The organism is Streptomyces pathocidini, assembly GCF_001418495.1.
GTDB lineage: Bacteria > Actinomycetota > Actinomycetes > Streptomycetales > Streptomycetaceae > Streptomyces > Streptomyces pathocidini.
Window position 1 is genome coordinate 1 of sequence record NZ_LIQY01000098.1, and the last position, 22,491, is coordinate 22,491.

At 71.1% G+C, this 22,491-nt stretch carries 21 protein-coding genes; 19 read left to right on the forward strand and 2 right to left on the reverse strand.

The annotated features are described in order from the left end of the window. Positions 1-144 precede the first annotated feature (144 nt). The 3 genes from AOK16_RS06390 to AOK16_RS06400 all read left to right on the forward strand — a co-directional run bounded on the left by AOK16_RS06390 (position 145) and on the right by AOK16_RS06400 (position 3,232). Positions 145-1,395 carry a site-2 protease family protein gene (locus tag AOK16_RS06390; RefSeq protein ID WP_107098284.1) on the forward strand — a complete coding sequence of 417 codons (1,251 nt, stop codon included), beginning with the start codon at positions 145-147 and terminating at the stop codon, positions 1,393-1,395. 101 nt (positions 1,396-1,496) lie between these two features. Then, positions 1,497-2,396 carry a tRNA (adenine-N1)-methyltransferase gene (locus AOK16_RS06395; protein ID WP_055471245.1) on the forward strand — a complete coding sequence of 300 codons (900 nt, stop codon included), beginning with the start codon at positions 1,497-1,499 and terminating at the stop codon, positions 2,394-2,396. A gap of 242 nt (positions 2,397-2,638) precedes the next feature. Continuing rightward, complete coding sequence (locus AOK16_RS06400; protein WP_055471246.1) at positions 2,639-3,232, forward strand: hypothetical protein; 594 nt, start codon at positions 2,639-2,641, stop codon at positions 3,230-3,232. A 19-nt stretch (positions 3,233-3,251) separates the two neighbouring features. Here AOK16_RS06400 and AOK16_RS06405 read toward each other — a convergent pair whose 3' ends face one another. Further along, positions 3,252-3,539 carry a ferredoxin gene (locus AOK16_RS06405; protein WP_055471247.1) on the reverse strand — a complete coding sequence of 96 codons (288 nt, stop codon included), beginning with the start codon at positions 3,537-3,539 and terminating at the stop codon, positions 3,252-3,254. 254 nt (positions 3,540-3,793) lie between these two features. Here AOK16_RS06405 and arc point away from each other — a divergent pair, with 254 nt between their 5' ends. The 5 genes from arc to prcA all read left to right on the forward strand — a co-directional run bounded on the left by arc (position 3,794) and on the right by prcA (position 9,376). Then, the gene (arc, locus tag AOK16_RS06410) at positions 3,794-5,560 is read left to right on the forward strand and encodes a proteasome ATPase (RefSeq protein ID WP_055471267.1); all 1,767 of its coding nucleotides are present in this window, start codon (positions 3,794-3,796) and stop codon (positions 5,558-5,560) included. Between the two features lie 149 nt (positions 5,561-5,709). Further along, on the forward strand, positions 5,710-7,221 hold the full coding sequence (gene dop / locus AOK16_RS06415) for a depupylase/deamidase Dop (RefSeq protein ID WP_338058478.1): 1,512 nt from the start codon (positions 5,710-5,712) through the stop codon (positions 7,219-7,221). A 169-nt stretch (positions 7,222-7,390) separates the two neighbouring features. Then, positions 7,391-7,609 carry a ubiquitin-like protein Pup gene (locus tag AOK16_RS06420; protein WP_055471249.1) on the forward strand — a complete coding sequence of 73 codons (219 nt, stop codon included), beginning with the start codon at positions 7,391-7,393 and terminating at the stop codon, positions 7,607-7,609. Positions 7,610-7,719: 110 nt separating this feature from the next. Next, positions 7,720-8,565 (forward strand): proteasome subunit beta, encoded by an 846-nt coding sequence (prcB, locus tag AOK16_RS06425; protein WP_055471250.1) that lies wholly within the window; start codon positions 7,720-7,722, stop codon positions 8,563-8,565. Positions 8,566-8,626: 61 nt separating this feature from the next. Further along, the gene (prcA, locus tag AOK16_RS06430) at positions 8,627-9,376 is read left to right on the forward strand and encodes a proteasome subunit alpha (protein WP_055471251.1); all 750 of its coding nucleotides are present in this window, start codon (positions 8,627-8,629) and stop codon (positions 9,374-9,376) included. Positions 9,377-9,811: 435 nt separating this feature from the next. Here the strand turns inward: prcA and AOK16_RS06435 are convergent, their stop codons facing one another. Beyond that, positions 9,812-10,792, reverse strand: coding sequence for a LacI family DNA-binding transcriptional regulator (locus tag AOK16_RS06435; protein ID WP_240483407.1), 981 nt, complete (start codon positions 10,790-10,792; stop codon positions 9,812-9,814). A 154-nt stretch (positions 10,793-10,946) separates the two neighbouring features. On the opposite strand from AOK16_RS06435, the gene AOK16_RS06440 reads away from it, so the two are divergent. From AOK16_RS06440 to AOK16_RS06490, 11 genes are all read left to right on the forward strand, one after another. Continuing rightward, positions 10,947-12,206, forward strand: a complete 1,260-nt coding sequence (locus AOK16_RS06440) for an MFS transporter (protein ID WP_055471253.1) — start codon at positions 10,947-10,949, stop codon at positions 12,204-12,206. A gap of 9 nt (positions 12,207-12,215) precedes the next feature. Next, the gene (pafA, locus tag AOK16_RS06445) at positions 12,216-13,577 is read left to right on the forward strand and encodes a Pup--protein ligase (protein ID WP_055471254.1); all 1,362 of its coding nucleotides are present in this window, start codon (positions 12,216-12,218) and stop codon (positions 13,575-13,577) included. 159 nt (positions 13,578-13,736) lie between these two features. Further along, a complete protein-coding gene (locus tag AOK16_RS06450; RefSeq protein WP_055471255.1) occupies positions 13,737-14,723 on the forward strand; it encodes an FKBP-type peptidyl-prolyl cis-trans isomerase in 987 nt (328 codons plus the stop codon). 78 nt (positions 14,724-14,801) lie between these two features. Next, positions 14,802-15,173 (forward strand): FKBP-type peptidyl-prolyl cis-trans isomerase, encoded by a 372-nt coding sequence (locus AOK16_RS06455; RefSeq protein WP_055471256.1) that lies wholly within the window; start codon positions 14,802-14,804, stop codon positions 15,171-15,173. 274 nt (positions 15,174-15,447) lie between these two features. Further along, complete coding sequence (locus tag AOK16_RS06460; RefSeq protein WP_055471257.1) at positions 15,448-16,443, forward strand: helix-turn-helix transcriptional regulator; 996 nt, start codon at positions 15,448-15,450, stop codon at positions 16,441-16,443. Positions 16,444-16,459: 16 nt separating this feature from the next. Beyond that, positions 16,460-17,422 (forward strand): helix-turn-helix transcriptional regulator, encoded by a 963-nt coding sequence (locus AOK16_RS06465; RefSeq protein WP_055471258.1) that lies wholly within the window; start codon positions 16,460-16,462, stop codon positions 17,420-17,422. Between the two features lie 102 nt (positions 17,423-17,524). Continuing rightward, positions 17,525-17,749, forward strand: a complete 225-nt coding sequence (locus AOK16_RS06470; RefSeq protein ID WP_055471259.1) for a hypothetical protein — start codon at positions 17,525-17,527, stop codon at positions 17,747-17,749. A 10-nt stretch (positions 17,750-17,759) separates the two neighbouring features. Beyond that, positions 17,760-17,963 carry a hypothetical protein gene (locus tag AOK16_RS06475; protein ID WP_055471260.1) on the forward strand — a complete coding sequence of 68 codons (204 nt, stop codon included), beginning with the start codon at positions 17,760-17,762 and terminating at the stop codon, positions 17,961-17,963. A 254-nt stretch (positions 17,964-18,217) separates the two neighbouring features. Next, complete coding sequence (gene tatA, locus AOK16_RS06480) at positions 18,218-18,511, forward strand: Sec-independent protein translocase subunit TatA (protein ID WP_055471261.1); 294 nt, start codon at positions 18,218-18,220, stop codon at positions 18,509-18,511. A 61-nt stretch (positions 18,512-18,572) separates the two neighbouring features. Then, entirely contained in the window at positions 18,573-19,538 is a 966-nt protein-coding gene (gene tatC, locus AOK16_RS06485) for a twin-arginine translocase subunit TatC (RefSeq protein ID WP_055471262.1), read from the forward strand. Positions 19,539-19,605: 67 nt separating this feature from the next. Next, positions 19,606-22,452: a DEAD/DEAH box helicase gene (locus AOK16_RS06490; protein WP_055471263.1), complete on the forward strand. Its 2,847-nt coding sequence runs from the start codon at positions 19,606-19,608 to the stop codon at positions 22,450-22,452. The last annotated feature ends 39 nt before the right edge of the window (positions 22,453-22,491 follow it).

Sequence of the window (22,491 nt, forward strand, 5' to 3'; positions counted from 1 at the left end):
CGGCAAGGGCTCGGGCGGCAAGGGCTCGGGCGGCAAGGGTTCGGGCGGCAAGGGCTCGGACGGCGGGGGCTCCGGAATCTCGGTGCTGGTTCCCATGGCGCACGACCCTACGGCCCGCCACTGACACCCGTCCGCATACCATCGATGCAGACGGCCGAATCGTACGAGGGGACACGGCCGAACCAACGAGGGGACACCGTGGAAGACAGCGGCGAGAACGGGAAACCGCGGCGCCCCAGGGAGAGCGGCGGCGGCATCCTCATGGGCCGCCCCTTCGGTGTGCCCGTGTACGTCGCCCCCAGCTGGTTCCTCGTCGCCGCGCTCATCACCTGGGTCTTCGGCGGCCAACTCGAGCGCGTACTCCCCGAACTCGGCGGAATCCGCTACCTGGTGTCGCTGTTCTTCGCCGTCGCCTTCTACGCCTCCGTGCTCGTCCACGAACTCGCCCACACGGTCGCCGCGCTGCGCTTCAAGCTGCCGGTGCGCCGCATCCAGCTCCAGTTCTTCGGCGGTGTCTCGGAGATCGAGAAGGAGTCCGAGACCCCCGGCCGGGAGTTCGTCCTGGCCTTTGTCGGCCCGCTGCTCTCGCTGGTCCTCGCCGGCGTCTTCTACCTCGGCATGCAGGCCGTCGACCCCGGCACCGTCCCCGGCGTCCTCCTCGCGGGCCTGATGATCTCCAACCTGATCGTCGCCGCCTTCAACCTGCTGCCCGGACTGCCCCTGGACGGCGGCCGGATGCTGCGCGCGGTCGTCTGGAAGATCAGCGGCAAGCCCATGACAGGCACGGTGGCCGCCGCCTGGACCGGCCGCGCCCTCGCCGTCAGCGTCCTGGTCGGGCTGCCGCTGCTCACCCGGACCGGCGCGCTCGGCCGCGCCGCCGAGGACATCAGCGGCGTCGACACCATCACCGACGCCCTGCTAGCCGCCATCCTCGCCGCCATCATCTGGACCGGCGCGGGCAACAGCCTGCGCATGGCCCGGCTGCGCGAGCACCTCCCCGAGCTGCGGGCCCGCGCGCTCACCCGCCGCGCCGTCCCTGTCGAGTCCGAGACCCCCCTGTCGGAGGCGCTGCGCCGGGCCAACGAGGCGGGCGCCCGCGCCCTTGTCGTGGTCGACGGGCAGGGCACCCCGCTGTCGGTCGTCCGCGAGTCGGCCATCGTCGGCATCCCCGAGCACCGCAGGCCCTGGGTCGCGGTCAGCACCATCGCCCAGGAGATCAAGCCGGGCATGCGGGTCTCCGCCGAACTGTCCGGCGAGGAGCTCCTGGACACCCTCCGCGCGACCCCCGCGACCGAGTACCTGGTCGTGGAGGAGACGGGCGAGATCTACGGGGTGCTGTCCACCGCCGACGTCGAGCGGGCCTTCGTCTCGGCCATGGCCCGCCCCCGGTCCTAGAGAACCCGGTCCTGGAGAACCCGGTCCTGGAGCCCGCGCCAAGGGGCCGGTCCCGGGCGGCCGTGGCACGACCCCGCCCCCAGGGCCGGTAGGCTGGTCACATGTCCGAACCGACCGGTGCCGCCCGCCGTCGCGGGCCCTTCCAGGTCGGGGACCAGGTCCAGCTCACCGACCCCAAGGGACGCCACTACACCTTCACGCTCGAGGCCGGGAAGAGCTTCCACACCCACAAGGGCGCCTTCCCCCACGACGAGCTGATCGGTGCTCCCGAGGGCAGTGTTGTCCGTACCACGGGAAACGTCGCCTACCTCGCGCTGCGTCCCCTGCTCCCCGACTACGTCCTGTCCATGCCGCGCGGAGCCGCCGTGGTCTACCCCAAGGACGCGGGGCAGATCCTGGCGATGGCCGACATCTTCCCCGGCGCACGCGTCGTCGAGGCGGGCGTCGGATCCGGGTCGCTCTCCACCTTCCTGCTGCGGGCCGTCGGCGACCAGGGCATGCTGCACTCCTACGAGCGCCGGGCCGACTTCGCCGAGATCGCCGCCGAGAACGTCCGCCGCTACTTCGGCGCCGAGCACCCCGCCTGGCAGCTGACCGTCGGCGACCTCCAGGACAACCTCTCAGACACCGACGTCGACCGCGTCATCCTCGACATGCTCGCCCCCTGGGAGTGCCTGGAGGCCGTCTCCAAGGCCCTCGTCCCCGGCGGCATCCTCTGCGCGTACGTGGCCACCACGACCCAGCTCGCGCGCACCGTCGAGTCGATCCGCGAGCACGGCACGTTCAACGAGCCGACCGCGTGGGAGACCATGGTCCGCACCTGGCACGTCGAGGGCCTGGCCGTCCGTCCCGACCACCGCATGATCGGCCACACCGGTTTCCTGCTCACCGCCCGCCGCCTCGCGGACGGCGTCGAGCCGCCGCTGCGCCGCCGCCGCCCGGCCAAGGGCGCGTACGGCGAGGACTACGCGGGCCCGGGCAGCGGCTCCGGCGGCTCCTGACCGCTTTCCGTCCCCAACTCCCCGTCGCCGCCGCCGACTTCCGCCCAGGAAGCCGGCGGCGGCGCTTTCGGGCCCTGCTCCGCTCTCCGTCCTGCTCTGTACGCGGCTCCGCTCTCCGTCCCGCTCCCTACGCGCCGCATACGCGCTGTGTCCGGCCGTGTACCCCGCTGTCACGCCGGCGTGTGACGTGTGGCACGATGCTGCTCACCCCAGCCGACTCCGCTTTCCCAGGAGCAACTCGCGTGCAGCCCTCGGCAGGCCCCGCCACCGACCTCCCCCACTCCCACACCCGGCCGGTCCACTGGATCGGTACCGCCACGGCGCTCGCCGCCGTCCTGGGCGCCGCCGCCCTGATCCAGCCCTCCGCCGCCACCGCGACCCAACCGGCCGCCGGTTCCGCCGCTTCCGCCGCGGACCCCGCCTCGGTGGGCGCCCCCGACCCGGAGAAAGCCGAATACCCCCTGGACTGCGGCCCCAACTCCGTGGACGTGGTCAAGCAGGGCTCCGCCGACCTGGACGGCGACGGGCGCCAGGAGACGGTCGCCGTGGTCCGCTGCGAGGCCGGCTTCGGCACCCCGCCCAGCGGCATCTACGTCCTCACGCACCCCGCGTCCGGCCAGGGCGCGCCCCGCGTCGCCGAGACCTTCCTGGACCCACGGGAGGGCATGAGCGTCACGGACTTCGCGGTCCGCGGCCGCACGGTCTCGGCCAAGCTGCTGGGCTACTCCTCGCGCGACGTGCCGCGCTGCTGCCCGGATCTGCAGCGGAAGGTCAAGTGGCGTTGGAGCGAGGGGAAGTTCGAGCTGACGGCCGCCCCGGTCGCGGGGAGTGTGTGACCCGTCACCCGCGGTCGGATCAGTCCGCGTCGGGGCCGTAGACCTCCACGCCGTCGGTGACCCGGCGTACGTGAATGCAGTCGCCCGGGCACTCGTTGGCGGAGTTGACCACGTCCTGGAGCACCGGCAGCGGCACGGGCGTTGCGGCCCCCGGCTCCGCCAGCAGCTCGTCGTCCGCGCTCTTCACGTACGCCAGGCCGTCGATGTCGAGCTCGAAGACCTCGGGCGCGTACTGGGCACAGATCCCGTCGCCGGTGCACAGATCCTGGTCGATCCACACTTCGAGGGACTCGTCGCGCGCGGTCATCTCGCCTGCCGTTTCCTGCCGCTGTTCCTGCGTTTTCGAACCAATTGGAGCCAGCCCTGACGGGTGTTGACCGTCTCGACCATACAACCGGTCGCTTCCCGGTGCTGTTGGCTGGGTATTCCCCTGGCGTGAGGACGTGCGCAAGGGTGAAGATCGGACACAGCCCGACCGTGTTTGTGATCTAGGGGTTTCAACCTGCACCGGCCCAGGTAGGGTCAGGAAGCGTCCAGCTCCCCTTGGAGGAGGTGAGGACCGTGGCAGCCCACGACGACGACATCAACCGCGGCATCCGGCCCGGACGTGGTCCACAGGACCAGGCGGGCGAGGTCGCCTATCTCGAGCAGGAGATCGCCGTCCTGCGGCGCAAGCTCGCCGACTCTCCGCGGCACACGAGGATTCTCGAGGAGCGGATCGTCGAGCTCCAGACCAACCTGGCCGGCGTGACCGCACAGAACGAGCGGCTCGCCAACACGCTCCGTGAGGCGCGCGACCAGATTGTGGCCCTCAAGGAGGAGGTCGACCGGCTCGCCCAGCCGCCGGCCGGCTTCGGAGTCTTCCTGCAGGCGATCGAGGACGGGACGGCCGACATCTTCACGGGGGGCCGCAAGCTCCGGGTGAACGTCAGCCCGAGCGTCGAGCTGGAGGAGCTCCGGCGCGGCCAGGAGGTCATGCTCAACGAGGCGCTCAACGTGGTCGAGGCCATGGAGTTCGAGCGCGCCGGCGACATCGTCACGCTCAAGGAGATCCTGGAGGACGGCGAGCGCGCCCTGGTGCTGGGGCACACCGACGAGGAGCGGGTGGTGCGGCTCGCCGAGCCGCTGCTGAACACCACGATCCGGCCCGGTGACGCCCTGCTGCTCGAGCCCCGGTCCGGCTATGTCTACGAGGTCGTCCCGAAGAGCGAGGTCGAGGAGCTCGTCCTCGAAGAGGTCCCGGACATCGACTACGACCGGATCGGCGGCCTGGGCAACCAGATCGAGCTGATCCGCGACGCGGTCGAGCTCCCGTACCTCTACCCCGACCTCTTCAAGGAGCACCAACTCCGGCCGCCCAAGGGCGTACTGCTGTACGGGCCGCCCGGCTGCGGCAAGACGCTGATCGCCAAGGCCGTGGCCAACTCCCTTGCCAAGAAGGTCGCGGAGGTGACCGGACGGCCCGCGGGTAAGAGCTACTTCCTGAACATCAAGGGCCCCGAGCTCCTCAACAAGTACGTCGGCGAGACCGAGCGCCACATCCGCCTGGTCTTCCAGCGCGCCCGGGAGAAGGCGAGCGAGGGCACCCCGGTCATCGTCTTCTTCGACGAGATGGAGTCCCTGTTCCGCACCCGCGGCTCCGGCGTCAGCTCAGACGTGGAGAACACCATCGTCCCGCAGCTGCTCGCGGAGATCGACGGTGTGGAGGGCCTGGAGAACGTCATCGTCATCGGCGCCTCCAACCGCGAGGACATGATCGACCCGGCGATCCTGCGCCCCGGCCGCCTCGATGTGAAGATCAAGATCGAGCGTCCGGACGCGGAGGCGGCGAAGGACATTTTCGCGAAGTACCTGGTCCCCTCGCTCCCGCTGCACTCCGATGACCTCACCGAGCACAAGGGCTCGCCCGAGTCCGCGGTGGACGGCATGATCCAGTCGGTCGTGGAGCAGATGTACGCGGAGTCCGAGGAGAACCGCTTCCTCGAGGTCACGTACGCCAACGGGGACAAGGAGGTCCTGTACTTCAAGGACTTCAACTCCGGCGCCATGATCCAGAACATTGTGGACCGGGCGAAGAAGATGGCCATCAAGGCCTTCCTCGACCACAACCAGAAGGGCCTGCGCGTCTCCCACCTGCTCGCCGCCTGCGTGGACGAGTTCAAGGAGAACGAGGACCTGCCCAACACCACCAACCCGGACGACTGGGCCCGGATCTCCGGAAAGAAGGGCGAGCGGATCGTCTTCATCCGCACCCTCGTCACCGGAAAGCAGGGCGCGGACACCGGCCGGTCCATCGACACCGTCGCGAATACCGGCCAGTACCTGTAAAGACAGTCCGGCTGCGGATGCCCCTCGCCCGGGCATCCGCAGCCGGGTGCGTTTTCGGCGCAAATGATCTCCCAGCCACCGCAAAGGCGTTCTAGGCTCTTCGGTACTGCCGAGTCTCGGCGAATTGCGGGGACCGCAAGGAGGGCCGCATGACCGTACGGCGAGTAATGGGCATCGAGACGGAGTACGGGATCTCCGTCCCCGGTCACCCGAACGCCAATGCCATGCTCACCTCGTCCCAGATCGTGAACGCCTACGCGGCGGCGATGCACCGGGCGCGCCGCGCCCGCTGGGACTTCGAGGAGGAGAACCCGCTGCGGGACGCCCGCGGCTTCGACCTCGCACGCGAGTCCGCGGACTCCAGCCAGCTCACCGACGAGGACATCGGCCTGGCCAATGTCATCCTCACCAACGGTGCGCGGCTCTACGTCGACCATGCGCACCCCGAGTACAGCGCCCCGGAGGTCACCAACCCGCGCGACGCGGTGCTCTGGGACAAGGCGGGCGAGCGGATCATGGCGGAGGCCGCCGAGCGCGCGGCCGCGCTCCCCGGCGCCCAGCCGATCCACCTCTACAAGAACAACACCGACAACAAGGGCGCCTCGTACGGCACGCACGAGAACTACCTGATGAAGCGGGAGACCCCGTTCTCGGACATCGTGCGCCACCTGACCCCGTTCTTCGTCTCCCGCCAGGTCGTCACCGGCGCCGGCCGGGTCGGCATCGGCCAGGACGGCCACGAGCAGGGCTTCCAGCTCAGCCAGCGGGCGGACTACTTCGAGGTCGAGGTGGGCCTGGAGACCACCCTCAAGCGCCCCATCATCAACACCCGGGACGAGCCGCACGCGGACGCCGAGAAGTACCGCAGGCTGCACGTGATCATCGGGGACGCCAACCTCTCCGAGATCTCCACCTACCTCAAGCTCGGCACCACCGCCCTCGTCCTGTCCATGATCGAGGACGGCTTCATCGCCGTGGACCTGGCCGTCGACCAGCCCGTACGGACCCTGCACGAGGTCTCCCACGATCCCGGGCTCAGTCGGCTGATCACGCTCCGCAGCGGCCGGACACTCACCGCCGTACAGCTCCAGATGGAGTACTTCGAGCTGGCCCGCAAGTACGTCGAGGAGCGCTTCGGCGCCGAGCCCGACGAGCAGACCGCGGACGTCCTCACTCGGTGGGAGGACGTGCTGAACCGTCTGGAGCGGGACCCCATGAGCCTGTCCGGCGAGCTGGACTGGGTCGCCAAGAAGGAACTGCTGGAGGGCTACCGGCGCCGGGACCGGCTCGACTGGGACGCCGCCCGGCTCCACCTGGTCGACCTCCAGTACGCCGACGTGCGCCCCGACAAGGGCCTGTACAACCGCCTGGCGGCCCGCGGAAAGATGCAGCGCCTGCTGGACGAGGACGCGGTACTCAAGGCCGTCACGAACCCTCCGGAGGACACCCGCGCCTACTTCCGCGGCCGCTGCCTGGAGCAGTACGCCGACGACGTGGCCGCCGCCTCCTGGGACTCGGTCATCTTCGACCTCCCGGGCCGCGACTCCCTCCAGCGCGTACCCACGCTGGAGCCCCTGCGGGGTACCCGGAACCACGTCAAGGAGCTCCTGGACCGCTGCCGCACTGCCGAGGAGCTGGTACGGGTGCTGTCCGGCAGCTGATCTGCGCGGATCCCGATTCCCGGGACGCGGCTGAAACGGCGCGGATCCGGGAATCATCCGGGTGGCAGTCGGACGTTGAGGAAACGACAGGGCCGATGTCGGACCCCGGCTGTAGGGTCTGATCTTGACCGATCGAAATCGTGTCGGCGAACCGAGCGGGGTGAGGGATATGGCGACCAAGGACACCGGCGGCGGTCAGCAGAAGGCCACGCGCTCCACCGAGGAGGTCGAGGAGACCGCGCAGGACGCGGAGGTCTCGGAGGACCTCAAGGAACGGCAGGAGAAGCTGTCGGACGACGTCGACTCCGTCCTGGACGAGATCGACGACGTCCTCGAGGAGAACGCCGAGGACTTCGTGCGGTCTTTCGTACAGAAGGGCGGCCAGTAACAACGGCCTCATCCGTCCCGCGCTCTCTCGGAGGGGGTGCGGGACGGATGACTTTTCCCGGGTCCGGGTAAGGTCCGGGCAGAATTCCAAGATCTCGTGGAAGGACACGTGTGGAAGCCAACACTCGTAACACAGGGCGTCTGCCGGCTGCCTTCCTGACGCCCGGCTCCTCGTCGTTCCTGGACTTCCTGTCCGAGCACTCGCCCGAACTGCTGCCCGGGAAGCGGCCGTTGCCGCCGGTGCAGGGCGCGATCGAGGCGCCGCACGGCACGACCATCGTCGCCGCCACGTTCCCCGGCGGCGTGGTGCTCGCCGGTGACCGGCGGGCCACGATGGGCAACGTGATCGCGCAGCGCGACATCGAGAAGGTCTTCCCGGCCGACGAGTACTCGGCGGTGGGCATCGCCGGCACGGCGGGCCTGGCCGTCGAGATGGTCAAGCTCTTCCAGCTGGAACTGGAGCACTTCGAGAAGGTCGAGGGCACCACGCTCTCCCTGGAGGGCAAGGCCAATCGCCTGTCCACGATGATTCGCAGCAACCTCGGCATGGCCCTCCAGGGCCTGGCCGTGGTCCCGCTCTTCGCCGGCTGGGACGTCGACCGCGAGAAGGGCCGGATCTTCTCGTACGACGTCACCGGCGGCCGGTCCGAGGAGCGCGGCTTCGCGGCCACCGGCTCGGGCTCGGTCTTCGCCCGCGGCTCCCTGAAGAAGCTCTTCCGCGAGGACCTCACCGAGAGCCAGGCGCTGACCCTGGTCGTCCAGGCGCTCTACGACGCCGCCGATGACGACTCGGCCACCGGCGGGCCCGACATGGCGCGGCGGATCTACCCGGTGGTCACGGTCATCACCGACGAGGGGTTCCGGCGGCTGACGGAGGCCGAGGCCTCCGAGGTCGCCCGGGCCATCCACGAGCGGCGGCTGGAGGAGCCGGACGGCCCGCGGGCCGCGCTGCTCTGAGGCGGCGGACGAGCGGAATGCACGGAAGCACGTGTCACTGACAGAAAGGGACGGATAGCCGGTGTCGACGCCGTTCTATGTCTCACCCCAGCAGGCCATGGCCGACCGGGCCGAGTACGCCCGCAAGGGCATCGCGCGCGGCCGCAGCCTCGTCGTGCTGCAGTTCACCGACGGCATCGTCTTCGTCGGCGAGAACCCGTCCCGCGCGCTGCACAAGTTCAGCGAGATCTACGACCGCATCGCCTTCGCGGCGGCGGGCAAGTACAACGAGTACGAGAACCTCCGGATCGGCGGCGTCCGCTACGCCGACCTGCGGGGCTACACCTACGACCGCGAGGACGTCACCGCCCGCGGGCTCGCCAACGTCTACGCCCAGACGCTCGGCACGATCTTCTCCAGCGCCGGGGAGAAGCCGTACGAGGTCGAGCTGGTGGTCGCCGAGGTCGGCGAGGCTCCGGACGGCGACCAGATCTACCGCCTGCCGCACGACGGCTCGATCGTCGACGAGCACGGCTCGGTCGCGGTCGGCGGCAACGCCGAGCAGATCAGCAGCTTCCTGGAGCAGCGCCACCGGGACGGGATGACGCTCGCGGAGGCGCTCAAGCTGGCCGTCCAGGCGCTGTCCCGGGACAGCAACGGCGGCGAGCGCCAGCTGACCGCCGACCAGCTGGAGGTGGCGGTCCTGGACCGCACCCGCCCCCAGAAGCGCAAGTTCAAGCGCGTAGTGGGCCGCCAGCTCGCCCGCCTCCTTGAGCCGGGTTCGCCGTCCGGCGCGGAGGAGGGCGACTCGGACACCGAGCCCGACGAGTAGACGGCTACCAGCCGTTTTTGCGGCGGGTCGCGCGGGTTGAGCCGGGCGGGCGCGCCAGGTTCCGGCCGGTTCACCACCGCCGGGTCTTGGCCGCCCGCGGCCGGTTCGGCACCGCCCTATTCCGTCCCCGCCGTTGCGGCGGGCGGTTTAGGCGCAGCAGGCAAAGAACTGCCCGCCGCAATGGTGAGCAACGGGGACGGCGGAGCCCGGCGGTGCCGAACCGGCCGCATCCGGTGCCGCAGCAACCGCGGACGGTTGTTCGCCCTTGCGGCGGGTGCTTCTTCGCCTGCGGCGCAAAACTCCTCCCGCCGCGATGGCGGGAGGGGGCACGGTGGAGCCCGGCGGTGCCGAACCCGGCGCAATCGGGGGCGGCTGAACGGGCACCGGTCGACCGATTGTGTGCCCCTTGGCCGGATGGCCGGATGGCCGGATTCCCTACGCGGGAGGCGGTGCGGCGGTGGAGGCGCGAGGGAACAGGGTTACCGGGATGGTCGCGGAGGTCGGCGGGCGGCCCTCCAAGGCCGTGAGGAGCGCGTGCATTCCGCCCGCGCCCACCTGCTCCGCCGAGAGGCGGACCGTGGTCAGTTCCGGCTCCAGCGCGGTGGCCAGGGTCAGGTCGTCGAAGCCGGTGACCGAGACGTCCTCCGGGACGCGCAGGCCCAGGCGCCGCGCCGCCTTGCAGGCCCCCGCCGCCAGCAGGTCGTCATCGCACACCAGCGCCGTCGGCCGCGGCCCGGGGCGGGACAGGGCCCGCTCGGCCGCGGCGCGAGCCGCCTCCACCTCGAGCGCGGTGGGCTCGGTGTGCACCACCGCGCCCGGCACACCGCGTACCGCCTCCGCCAGGGACCGCGCCCGCTCGCGGAAGGTCCAGGAGTCCACGGCCGCGGCGACGTGGACGAGGCGCCGGTGCCCGAGGGACAGCAGGTGCCCGGCGATCTGCCGCATCCCGTCGGCGACTTCGGGGTTCACGGTGGCCGCCGCCGCGCTGTCGGCGGGGTCGCTGTCCAGCATCACCAGCGGCAGCCCGCCGTCCTGCAGGGCAGCCAGCGCGTCCGCGGCCATGGAGGAGGCGATGACGCCGTCCAGCGCGGCGCGGGCGGAGGTGAACGGGTCCTGCGCCGGACCGACCCCCTCCGGGGACGGGTAGAGGACGACCCCGAAGCCGTTGTCGGCGGCCACCCGGGCCGCCCCCGCGTACACCCGGGCGAAGAACTCGCTGGTCAACGCGGGAACGACGAGCAGCGCGGTCCGCGTCCGCCCCAGCCGCAGGCTGCGCGCCGCGAGGTTGGGCCGGTAGCCGAGCTGCTCGGCCGCCGCCCGCACCGCCTCGGCCGTGGGCTCCGAGACGCGGCCGTGCCACTTCTCCCCGAGCACCAGCGACACCGTCGCCTGGGACACCCCGGCGGCCCGCGCCACGTCCCGGCTCGTCGCTCTGGCCCCCGCCGGATCGCTCCGCACCGTGCCTCCGTCGTCCTCGGTCGCGCCCGCCCCGCCGCAGGTGGACGGCGGGCTGGCGCCATGGTACGTATAACGGAGGCCGTTATACGTAAAACCCGAGCAGGAGGCGCACATGGCAGCGGGGTACGCGGAACTGCTGCGGACCCGGCACGCGGCCCGGCTGCTCACCGGCACGCTCGTCGGGCGGCTGCCGAACGCGACCGGGCACATCGCCATCGTGCTCTTCACCCGTGCGGAGGGCGGCAGTTACTCGCTCGCCGGCGTGCTCGCGGCCGTCTACGGACTGGCCACCGCCGCCGGTCAGCCGCTGCTCGGCCGGGCCGTGGACCTCTACGGCCAGCCGCGCGTCATGCTGCCCGCCGCCGTGCTCTCCGGCCTCGGCATGGCGCTCCTGGCCGTCGTCGGGATCGATCCGCTGCCGGCCGCGTACGCCGCCGTGCTGGTCGCCGGGGTCTGCACGCCGCCGCTCGAAGGCGGCCTGCGGGCGCTGTGGCCGAGCGTGCTGAAGCGCGAGGACCGGGTGCACACCGCGTACGCGCTGGACGCCGTGGCGCAGGAGGTCATGTTCACGGTCGGGCCGCTGCTGGTGACCCTGCTGGTCGCCGCCTGGTCGGAGGCCGCCGCGCTGCTGGTCATCAACGCGGTGGGCGTCCTGGGCGCGCTCTCCGTGGTCGTCTCGGGGCCCTCCCGGGCCTGGCGCTCGGCGCCGCGCGAGGCGCACTGGCTCGGTGCGCTGCGCTCGCCCGGGCTGCTCGCCCTGCTCGGCTCGCTGTTCTTCGTCGGCCTCGCCCTGGGCTCGATCACCGTCGCCGCCCTCGCGTACGCCGAGGGCCACGGCGGGGACACGGTGTACGGCGTGGTGATGGCCGCGCTCGGCTTCGGCGCGCTCGCGGGCGGCATCGCGTACGGGGCCAGGCAGTGGGCGGGGCCGCCCGAGCGGCGGCTGGTGGCGCTCGTCGCGCTGCTGGCGCTGGGCTATCTGCCGCTGGCCCTGGCGCCGGGAGTGGCGGGCATGACCGCCCTGTCCGCGCTGTCCGGTCTGTTCCTCGCGCCCGTCCTCGCCTGCGCGTTCGTGGTCGTCGACCGGCACGCGCCGCGTGGCACCGTCACCGAGGCGTTCTCCTGGGTGGTCACCACCTTCGGCGTCGGCGCGGCGGTCGGAACGGCCGCCGCGGGACCGGCCGTCGAGCGCGGCGGCGACCCCGCCGGCTTCGCCGTGGCGGGGGTGAGCGGTCTGGTGGCGCTGCTCGTCCTGCTGGCCACCCGGCGGGTCCTCGCAGTTCCCGGGCGTACGAGGGCAGTTGGGCAGGCGGCGGAAAATGATCGAAACGGTGCTGTCGAACCCGGTTTCAGAGCAGGCCGTCAGGCGTAATGTTCAGTCATGGACCGCCGCATCTTCGGGCTGGAGAACGAGTACGGCGTCACGTGCACGTTCAGGGGACAGCGCCGACTGTCACCTGACGAAGTGGCGCGCTACCTCTTCCGCCGTGTCGTCTCGTGGGGCCGCAGCAGCAACGTGTTTCTGCGCAACGGCGCCCGCCTGTACCTCGACGTGGGCTCGCACCCGGAATACGCAACGCCCGAGTGCGACAACGTGGTCGAGCTGGTCACCCATGACAAGGCGGGCGAGCGCATCCTGGAAGGCCTGCTCGTCGACGCCGAACGCCGCCTGCACGAAGAAGGGATCGCGGGCGACGTCTACCTCTTCAAGAACAACACCGACTCGGCGGGCAACTCCTACGGCTGCCACGAGAACTACCTGGTGGCCCGGCACGGCGAGTTCTCCCGGCTCGCGGACATCCTGATCCCGTTCCTCGTCACCCGCCAACTGCTGTGCGGCGCGGGCAAGGTGCTGCAGACCCCGCGCGGCGCGGTCTACTGCGTCAGCCAGCGCGCCGAGCACATCTGGGAGGGTGTCAGCTCCGCCACCACCCGCTCCCGGCCCATCATCAACACCCGCGACGAGCCGCACGCCGACGCCGAGCGCTACCGCCGGCTGCACGTCATCGTCGGCGACTCCAACATGTCCGAGACGACCATGCTGCTCAAGGTCGGCGCCACCGACCTCGTCCTGCGCATGATCGAGGCGGGCACGGTGATGCGGGACCTCACCCTGGAGAACCCGATCCGGGCCATCCGCGAGGTCAGCCACGACATCACCGGCCAGCGCAAGGTCCGCCTCGCCAGCGGCCGTGAGGCCTCGGCCCTGGAGGTCCAGCAGGAGTACTACGAGAAGGCCGTCGACTTCTGCGAGCGGCGCGGCATCGTCAGCGGCACGGTCGAGCGGGTCCTCGAACTGTGGGGGCGCACGCTCGAGGCCATCCGCACCGAAGAGCTCGACAAGATCGGCACCGAGATCGACTGGGTGATGAAGTACAAGCTGCTGGAGCGCTACCGCGCCAAGAACAACATCACCATGTCGCACCCGAGGGTCGCGCAGATAGACCTCGCCTACCACGACATCCACCGCCAGCGGGGGCTCTACTACCTGCTGGAGAAGCGCGGCCAGGCGGCCCGGGTCTGCAACGACCTGAAGATCTTCGAAGGCAAGTCGGTGCCCCCGCAGACCACCCGCGCACGGCTGCGCGGCGACTTCATCCGCCGCGCCCAGGAGCAGCGCCGCGACTTCACGGTCGACTGGGTCCACCTCAAGCTCAACGACCAGGCGCAGCGCACCGTGCTGTGCAAGGACCCGTTCCGGTCGGTGGACGACCGGGTGGAGAAGCTGATCGCCGGGATGTGACGGCGTACGGGATGTGACGAGAGAGGACACGCAAGCGGGCGCGCGCCGAGGCCTTCGGGGCTCCGGCGCGCAGCCGTGTCCGGGCGCCGTGGACCTTGCGGTCACAGGTCGTAGAGTGGCGGGACTGGCCGCAGAGTCCCCACGATCCGAGTTGGACTGATGACGCACACGAAACACATCCGCCGCCTGGCCGTAGCGCTGGCCGTGCCCGCCCTGCTGTTCACCGCCGCGTGCGGCTCCGACGACGCCGGCGGCTCGTCGGGCTCCGGTGTCGTCAAGGTGGAGGGCAAGGAGGGGGAGAAGCCGAAGATCTCCGTGCCGAAGGACGCCAAGCCCTCCGACAAGGTCGTGGTCAACACGGTCAAGGAGGGTTCCGGCGCCGAGGTGAAGAAGGGCGACCTGGTCCGGCTGGACTTCGCCGGGGAGACCATGAAGGGTGGCCAGGACCTCGGCAACACCTGGGCCAAGCAGCCCGGCGCCGACGCCAAGGCCCCGCGCACCCAGGTGGTGCAGGAACTGGGCGCGCAGAGCGCGCAGCCCGTCATGCCGCCGAAGGTGATGGACGAGCTGGTCGGCAAGAAGGTCGGCAGCCGCGTCGTGGTCGAGGGCACCGCCAAGGCGCTCATCGGCGAGCAGCTGAACCCGCAGTCGGGCATCAAGCCGGCCGACGGCCTGGTCTGGGTCATCGACATCGCGGGTGCCAAGAAGGTGGACAAGAAGGCCGAGGCCAAGGGCGAGCAGGCGGCCACCGAGGCCGGGCTGCCGACGGTGAAGGCCGAGGGCCAGAAGGCCGCCACCATCACCATCCCCAAGGGTGAGAAGGCCCCCACGGACCTCAAGGAGCAGGTCCTGATCAAGGGGGACGGGCCGAAGGTCAAGGCCGGTGACGGCCTGATCGCCCAGTACACGGGCGTGAAGTGGGAGGACGGCAAGAAGTTCGACTCCTCCTGGGACCACGGCGGCGCCACCGCGTTCCAGATCGGCACCGGCTCGGTCGTCAAGGGCTGGGACCAGGCCCTGGTCGGCAAGAACGTCGGCGACCGGGTGCTGGTCGTCATCCCGCCGAAGCTCGGATACGGCGGCAGCCAGAGCGAGTTGGCGAAGAACACCCTGGTCTTCGTGGTCGACATCGTCGGCATCGTCTGATCGGGCGAAACGTTCTCTGACAGACTGGCACCGTTTACGACAAGATCCATTTCCAAAGATCGTTCGTAGGAGCAGCAAGTGAGCATCGACAAGCCCGAGATCGACTTCCCGGGTGGCGAGCCCCCGGCCGACCTCGAGATCAAGGACATCTGGGAGGGCGAGGGCCCGGTTGCCAAGGCCGGTGACACCGTCGCCGTGCACTACGTCGGCGTCTCCTTCAGCACCGGCGAGGAGTTCGACGCCAGCTGGAACCGCGGCACCCCGCTGCGCTTCCAGCTGGGTGTCGGCCAGGTCATCTCCGGCTGGGACCAGGGTGTGCAGGGCATGAAGGTCGGCGGCCGCCGCCAGCTGACCATCCCGCCGCACCTGGCCTACGGCGACCGGGGCGCCGGCGGCCGCATCAAGCCGGGCGAGACGCTGATCTTCGTCTGCGACCTGGTCTCGGTCTGACCCGCTGCGGTCTGACCTGCTGCGGCCCGACCACCGGGTTCGACCACCGAGGTTCGACCACCACGGTGACCGACGCGGTCCGACCGCCACGGTCCGATCGCCGTGATCCGATCGACGGGCCGGATTGGCGGGCCCGGATCGGTGAATCGGTCCGATTCGGCGCCGAAAACGACCTTCGAGGACCCATGCCGTCAGGCATGGGTCCTCGGCTTTTGCCACCGCTCCGGGGACCGGTACGGTCATCGGTGCGCAACCACAACGAGAAAGGGTGTCGATGGCCATCGCCAAGGCAGAGCGGCTGATGAATCTGGCGCTGTGCCTGCTCGGGACCCGCCGGCCGCTCAGCAAGCGCGAGCTGCGTGCCTCCATCGAGGCCTACGCCGCGGCCTTCGGGCCGGGGGAGGGTGCGCCCGGCGGCAGCGGGGCCTCGGGGACCGACGACGCCTTCAACCGGATGTTCGAGCGCGACAAGGACGACCTGCGCGAACTCGGGCTCGTCATCGAGACCGTCGAGGGTGCGGACGGCGACCCCGGCTATCTCGCCCGCCGTGACAGCAACCGCCTCCCGCCCGTCTCCCTCGACGCCGAGGAGGCCGCGGCCCTGGGCCTGGCCGCCAAGGTGTGGCAACAGGCCCGGCTCGCCGGGGCCGCCAGCGGCGCCCTCCAGAAGCTGCGCGCTGCCGGAATGCCGCTCGCCGACGACCCGTACGAGGGCCACAGCGCCCTCGAACCCCGCATCCCGGTCCACGAGGCCGCCTTCGAGCCGCTGATGCTGGCCTGCCGCGACCGCCGCCCGGTCGTCTTCGACTACCGCAAGGCCACCGCCGCCCACCCCGTGACCCGGCACGTCGAGCCGTGGACCCTGGAGTGCTGGCGCGGCCACTGGTACCTCGCGGGCTGGGACCGGGACCGGCAGGCCGAGCGGGTCTTCCGGCTCTCCCGGATCACCGGCCGGGTCCGCTCCCGGGCCGCCGCCTTCACCGCGCCCGTACCCGACCACGTCACCGTCCGCGGGACCGTGGAGAGCTGGGCGGGCGAGACCGCGACCGGCACCGCCCGCATCCGGCTGCGCGCCGGGGCCGGCTACCCGCTGCGGGCCAGGGCGGTGAGCACCAGGGCCGCCGGGGACGGCTGGGACGAGCTGGAGATCCCGTACGGGCACGGACTGGACGCCTGGCTGGTCGAGTTCGGGCCCGACGTGGTGGTGCTGGCCCCGAGTGAGCTGCGGGCCGAGGTCGTGGACCGGCTGCGCGCCGTGGCCAAGGGCTGAGAGGAACGGGGAACCCATGGCCTCGAACGCGATCGACCAGACCCGGCGGATGCTCTCGCTGGTGACCTATCTGCGCGAACGCCCCGGCGCCCGCGTCGCCGACGTCGCCCGCGCCTTCGGCATCACCGAGGACGAGCTGATCGCCGACCTCGACGTGCTGCCCATGTGCGGTACGAGCTTCCGCGGCGGCGACCTGCTCGACATCGACACCGACGGGGACCGCATCTGGTGGCACAACCCGGATGCCGTCGGCAGCAGTTCGGGCGAGCCGCTGCGGCTGGCCGCCGACGAGGCGACCGCCCTGCTCGTGGCCGCCCGCGCGGTGGCCACCCTCCCCGGGCTGCGGGAGAGCGACCGGCAGGCGCTGCTGCGCGCCACCGCCAAGCTGGAGGCCGCGGCGGGCGAGGCGGCGGGCGCCAGCTCCCGGCTGTCGGTGACCTTCGAATCCGAGGGCGGCGTGTTCGCCGACATCGACCGGGCGATCTCCGAGCGCCGCCGGGTCTGGCTGCGCTACTACTCGCCCGCGCGCGACGAGTTGACGGAGCGTGAGGTCGACCCGATCCGGCTCTTCGCCGTCGGCCACACCTACGTCGAGGCCTGGTGCCGGCTCTCGGAGGCACGGCGTACGTTCCGGCTCGACCGGGTCGCCGAGCTGCGGCTGCTGGACGAGCCCGCCGACCCACCGCCGATCGAGCTGCGGGACCTGTCCGAGGGGCTGGTGCAGCCAGCGGCCGAGGACCCCGAGGTCGTGGTCGAGGTCGGCCCGGCCGGGCGCTGGGTCGCCGAGTACTACCCGCACGACAGCGCCGAGGAGCTGGCCGACGGCGGGCTGCGGATCACCCTGCGCACCCCGGACCCGGCCTCGCTGCGCCGCCTGGCGCTGCGGCTCGGCCCGGACGGCCGGATCGTCTCGCCGCGGGATCTCGCGGACAGCGCGCGGCAGGCGGCCCTCGAGGCGCTCGCGGGCTACGGCGAGTGACCCGCCGCCCCGCGCGGGGCCCCGCGCGGTGACGCCCGCGGTGCGCACGCCGCGTGCGATGACGAGTGAACGGACCGGCCAGTGAAGGGACTTGGGGTACGCATGGCGCCCACCGCGGTGGTCTTCAAGGCCGCCTGCCCGGACTGCCGGGCCCGCTTCGAACTGGCCTCGGACGCCATCCGGCTGGCCATCGGCGCCAGCGAGCGGACCACCTTCTACTCCTTCACCTGCCCCGACTGCGGCACGGCCGTGCGCAAGCCGGCGGGGGAGCGGATCGTGGAACTGCTCACCGGCGGCGGTGTACGGACGCTCCGGCTGCACCACTAGGCTCCTCCCCATGCTCTGGCCCATGCTCGCGATCACCCTCGCCTTCGGCGGAATCGCCGTCCTCGGAGTCCTCGCGGCCCGCGTCTTCCTCGAAGTGCGGCGGCTGGCGCGGCAGGTGGGGGAGAGCTCGGAGCGGATCGCCCGGGCGGCCGAGGACCTGGAGCGGGCCGCGGTCCCGCTCGCCCAGCAGGCGGAGACGCTCCGAGGGACCTAAGTCCCGCAAGAGATGGGGCTTTTGTCCTATTTGGCCGGCAGGTTCGGCCCGAGCGTCGGGCCCATCTTCGTACGGGTACTCTGCACGCTGTGGCCCAAGAAGCGAGGCGCGGGCCGCAATCGTGTATACGCACGGGGATTGCCCAGTGTTTACCCCTGCACGTTACGATCGCTGCCAGCACGGACAGTCGGACGCTTGTTCCGGCCGGCCGGGCAGGCCCACCCCATGCCGCCTCGGTGAGAAGGTAGTCACACATGATCGGCAATCTGAAGCCCCTCGAGATCGTCCTGATCATCGCTGTCATCCTGCTGTTGTTCGGTGCCAAGAAGCTCCCTGAGATGGCCCGTTCGCTCGGCAAGTCGGCTCGCATCCTGAAGAGCGAGGCGAAGGCGATGAAGAAGGACGACGAGGCCTCGGCCGGCTCCACTGCCACCTCCGCCGACTCCAGCGCTCCCCAGCAGCCGGCCCCGAGGACGATCCAGGCGGCCCCCGGCGACGTGACGAGCTCGCGTCCGGTGACCGAGCCGAACCGGACCGCGCAGAGCTGACATCGGCCGCCCGGGCCGCACCAGGCGGCCGGCGGCCACCGCACGAGACGAGGAACGTGGGTTGCTGAAGTCTGCCCGCAAGCAGCAGCAGAGAGACCCCGAGGGTCGGATGCCGCTCGCCGAGCATCTGCGTGAGCTGCGCAACAGATTGGTGAAGTCGGTGCTGGCGGTCCTCGTCATCACCATCGCCGCCGGCGTCTACTACGAGCCGATCGCGGACTTCCTCACCGCGCCGATCCGGGAGTCGGTCGGCTGCACGGCCAGCTTCAAGGAGCTCGCCACCCAGGGCGACAACTGCGCCCAGCTCACGATCGACGGACTGCTCGGCCCGTTCACGATCATGATCAAGGTCGCGCTGATGACCGGTGTCGTCCTGGCGTGCCCGGTCTGGCTCTTCCAGCTGTGGGCCTTCCTGGCCCCCGGCCTCCACCGGCATGAGAAGAAGTACGCGCTCAGCTTCGTCGGGGCGGGCATCCCGCTCTTCCTCGGCGGCGCCTACTTCGCCTACCTCATCCTGCCCACCAGCGCCGCGGCGCTGATCGGGCTGACCCCGGACGGGCTGGGCATCAGCAACCTGGTCAAGCTGGACGACTACCTGGACATCGTCACGCGCCTGGTGGTCGTGTTCGGCCTGGCCTTCGAACTGCCGCTGCTGCTGGTCCTGTTGAACTTCGGCGGGGTTGTCTCCGGGCGCCGGATGCTCGGCTGGTGGCGCTGGATGATCATGGGCATCACCATCTTCTCGGCGGTGGCCACCCCCACCGGTGACCCGATGACGATGCTCGCGCTGGCCGCGCCGATCGTGTTTCTCTACTACGCGGCCACCGGCATCGCGCTGGCCAACGACCGCCGTCGCCGCCGCAGCAACCCCGACGCGGGGCTCGACGACGACGAAGCCTCCGACCTCGACCTCACCCCGGAGTCGGTGGACGAGATCGAGCCGGTCCAGCCCTCCCGCATGCTCCCCGAGCAGGCCTCGGGACCGGACCGGGACGAGCGGCGCGACGGGTTCGACGACGTGACCTGATCACGTGATGTGACGGTCGGAATGATCGGGACCGCTGTCAGTGGCGGCCGGTAGGCTCGGAGACACGATGACCGAGGACCTGTCCCCTGCCGAGCGGTACGCCGCTGCCCGGATTCGCGCCGCCGAGCAGTCCACCGCACTCGCCCCCTTCCGCGAGCTGTACGACTTCGAGCTCGACCCCTTCCAGATCGAGGCATGCCAGGCCCTGGAGGCCGGAAAGGGCGTGCTGGTCGCGGCGCCCACCGGCTCCGGGAAGACCATCGTGGGCGAGTTCGCCGTCCACCTCGCCCTCACCCAGGGCCGCAAGTGCTTCTACACCACGCCGATCAAGGCCCTGTCCAACCAGAAGTACAACGACCTGGCCAAACGCTACGGCCCGGCGCGGGTCGGGCTGCTGACCGGCGACAACAGCATCAACGCCGAGGCCCCGGTGATCGTCATGACCACCGAGGTGCTGCGGAACATGCTCTACGCGGGCTCCCAGGCGCTCATCGGCCTCGGGTATGTGGTCATGGACGAGGTGCACTACCTCTCCGACCGCTTCCGCGGCGCCGTCTGGGAGGAAGTGATCATCCACCTCCCCGAGTCCGTCACCCTGGTCTCCCTGTCCGCCACGGTCTCCAACGCCGAGGAGTTCGGTGACTGGCTGGACACCGTCCGTGGCGACACCGAGGTGATCGTCTCCGAGCACCGGCCCGTCCCGCTGTGGCAGCACGTGCTCGCGGGCCGCCGGATGTACGACCTGTTCGAGGAGAAGTCGGGCGCGGGCGCCACCTCCGGCTCGGGCAGCACCTCCGGCAGCGGGCGGCGCGCGGTCAACCCCGACCTCGTACGGCTGGCCCGGATGGAGAACAGCCGGACGTACAACCCGCGCGATCGGCGCCGAGGCAAGATGGTGCGCGAGGCGGACCGGGAGCGGGAGCGGCGGCAGCGCAGCCGGATCTGGACGCCCAGCCGGGTCGAGGTGATCGACCGGCTCGACTCCGAGGGGCTGCTGCCGGCCATCACCTTCATCTTCAGCCGGGCCGGCTGCGAAGGGGCCGTCCAGCAGTGCCTGCACGCGGGGCTGCGGCTCAACGACGACGAGGCGCGGGCCGAGGTGCGCGCGCTGGTCGAGGAGCGCACGGCCGCCATCCCTGACGAAGACCTGCACGTGCTGGGGTACTTCGAGTGGCTCGAAGGGCTGGAGCGCGGCATCGCGGCGCACCACGCGGGCATGCTGCCGACCTTCAAGGAGATCGTCGAGGAGCTGTTCGTACGGGGCCTGGTCAAGGCCGTGTTCGCCACCGAGACCCTGGCCCTGGGCATCAACATGCCCGCCCGCTCGGTGGTGTTGGAGAAGCTGGTCAAGTGGAACGGCGAGCAGCACGCCGACATCACCCCCGGCGAGTACACCCAGCTGACCGGCCGGGCCGGGCGGCGCGGCATCGACGTCGAGGGCCACGCGGTGGTGCTGTGGCAGCGCGCCATGGACCCGACCGCGCTGGCGGGGCTCGCGGGCACCCGCACCTATCCGCTGCGCTCCTCCTTCAAGCCCTCGTACAACATGGCCGTCAACCTGGTCTCCCAGTTCGGGCGGCACCGCTCCCGCGAGCTGCTGGAGACCTCCTTCGCGCAGTTCCAGGCCGACCGCTCGGTGGTCGGCATCTCCCGCCAGGTGCAGAAGAACGAAGAGGGCCTGGAGGGCTACCGGGCCTCCATGACCTGCCACTTGGGCGACTTCGAGGAGTACGCCCGGCTGCGCCGCGACCTGAAGGACCGCGAGACCGACCTGGCCAAGCAGGGCGCGGCCCAGCGCCGTGCGGCCGCCGCCACCGCCCTGGAGAAGCTCAAGCCGGGCGACGTCATCCACGTACCGACGGGCAAGTACGCGGGGCTGGCGCTGGTGCTGGACCCCGGGCTGCCCGCCGGGCGCGCCAACGGCCACCGCGGGTTCGAGTACCACGACGGACCGCGGCCGCTCGTCCTCACCGCCGAACGGCAGGTCAAGCGGCTCGCCTCGATCGACTTCCCGGTGCCGGTGGAACCGCTGGAGCGGATGCGGATCCCCAAGTCGTTCAACCCCCGCAGCCCCCAGTCCCGGCGCGACCTCGCCTCCGCGCTGCGTACCAAGGCCGGCCACATCGAGCCCGACCGGCACCGCAAGGGGCGCTCGCAAGCGGCCGACGACCAGGAGCTCGCCCGGCTGCGCGGCGAGATACGCGCGCACCCCTGCCACGGCTGCGCCGAGCGCGAGGACCACGCCCGCTGGGCCGAGCGCTACCACCGGCTGCGGCGCGACAACCGGCAGTTGGAGCGCCGCATCGAGGGCCGTACGAACACCATCGCCCGCGCCTTCGACCGGCTCTACGCGCTCCTGGCCGACCTCGGCTATCTGCGCGGGGACGAGGTCACCGACGACGGGCGGCGGCTGGCCCGGCTCTACGGCGAGCTGGACCTGCTCGCCTCCGAGTGCCTGCGCGAGGGCGTCTGGGACGGGCTCAAGCCGGCCGAACTGGCCGCCTGCGCCTCGGCGCTGGTGTACGAGGCGAGGACCGCCGACGACGCCCTGCCGCCCAAGCTGCCGACCGGCAACGCCAAGCAGGCGCTCGGCGAAATGGTGCGCATCTGGGGCCGGTTGGACGCCAAGGAGGAGGAGCACCGCATCAACGAGTCGGAGGGCGTGGGCCAGCGCGAGCCCGACCTCGGCTTCGCCTGGGCGGCCTACCGCTGGGCCTCCGGGCACGGCCTGGACGCGGTGCTGACCGAGGCCGACATGCCCGCGGGTGACTTCGTGCGCTGGTGCAAGCAGGTCATCGACGTCCTCGGCCAGATCGCGGAGGCCGCGCCCGAGGGCAGCCCGGTGCGCAGGAACGCGCGGCGCGCGGTGGACGGGCTGCTGCGCGGGGTGGTGGCCTACTCCTCGGTGGGGTGACCCACCGGCTCGGCCGAGCGGGACGCGGCGGCCGCCGCG

Excerpts from the sequence above, each read along its gene's own strand:
- AOK16_RS06390 (WP_107098284.1), top strand. The coding sequence starts at position 145 with ATGCAGACGGCCGAATCGTACGAGGGGACACGGCCGAACCAACGAGGG.
- AOK16_RS06395 (WP_055471245.1), top strand. The coding sequence starts at position 1,497 with ATGTCCGAACCGACCGGTGCCGCCCGCCGTCGCGGGCCCTTCCAGGTC.
- AOK16_RS06405 (WP_055471247.1), bottom strand. The coding sequence starts at position 3,539 with ATGACCGCGCGCGACGAGTCCCTCGAAGTGTGGATCGACCAGGATCTG.
- dop (WP_338058478.1), top strand. The coding sequence starts at position 5,710 with ATGACCGTACGGCGAGTAATGGGCATCGAGACGGAGTACGGGATCTCC.
- AOK16_RS06420 (WP_055471249.1), top strand. The coding sequence starts at position 7,391 with ATGGCGACCAAGGACACCGGCGGCGGTCAGCAGAAGGCCACGCGCTCC.
- AOK16_RS06440 (WP_055471253.1), top strand. The coding sequence starts at position 10,947 with ATGGCAGCGGGGTACGCGGAACTGCTGCGGACCCGGCACGCGGCCCGG.
- pafA (WP_055471254.1), top strand. The coding sequence starts at position 12,216 with ATGGACCGCCGCATCTTCGGGCTGGAGAACGAGTACGGCGTCACGTGC.
- AOK16_RS06450 (WP_055471255.1), top strand. The coding sequence starts at position 13,737 with ATGACGCACACGAAACACATCCGCCGCCTGGCCGTAGCGCTGGCCGTG.
- AOK16_RS06460 (WP_055471257.1), top strand. The coding sequence starts at position 15,448 with ATGGCCATCGCCAAGGCAGAGCGGCTGATGAATCTGGCGCTGTGCCTG.
- AOK16_RS06465 (WP_055471258.1), top strand. The coding sequence starts at position 16,460 with ATGGCCTCGAACGCGATCGACCAGACCCGGCGGATGCTCTCGCTGGTG.
- AOK16_RS06470 (WP_055471259.1), top strand. The coding sequence starts at position 17,525 with ATGGCGCCCACCGCGGTGGTCTTCAAGGCCGCCTGCCCGGACTGCCGG.
- AOK16_RS06475 (WP_055471260.1), top strand. The coding sequence starts at position 17,760 with ATGCTCTGGCCCATGCTCGCGATCACCCTCGCCTTCGGCGGAATCGCC.
- tatA (WP_055471261.1), top strand. The coding sequence starts at position 18,218 with ATGATCGGCAATCTGAAGCCCCTCGAGATCGTCCTGATCATCGCTGTC.
- AOK16_RS06490 (WP_055471263.1), top strand. The coding sequence starts at position 19,606 with ATGACCGAGGACCTGTCCCCTGCCGAGCGGTACGCCGCTGCCCGGATT.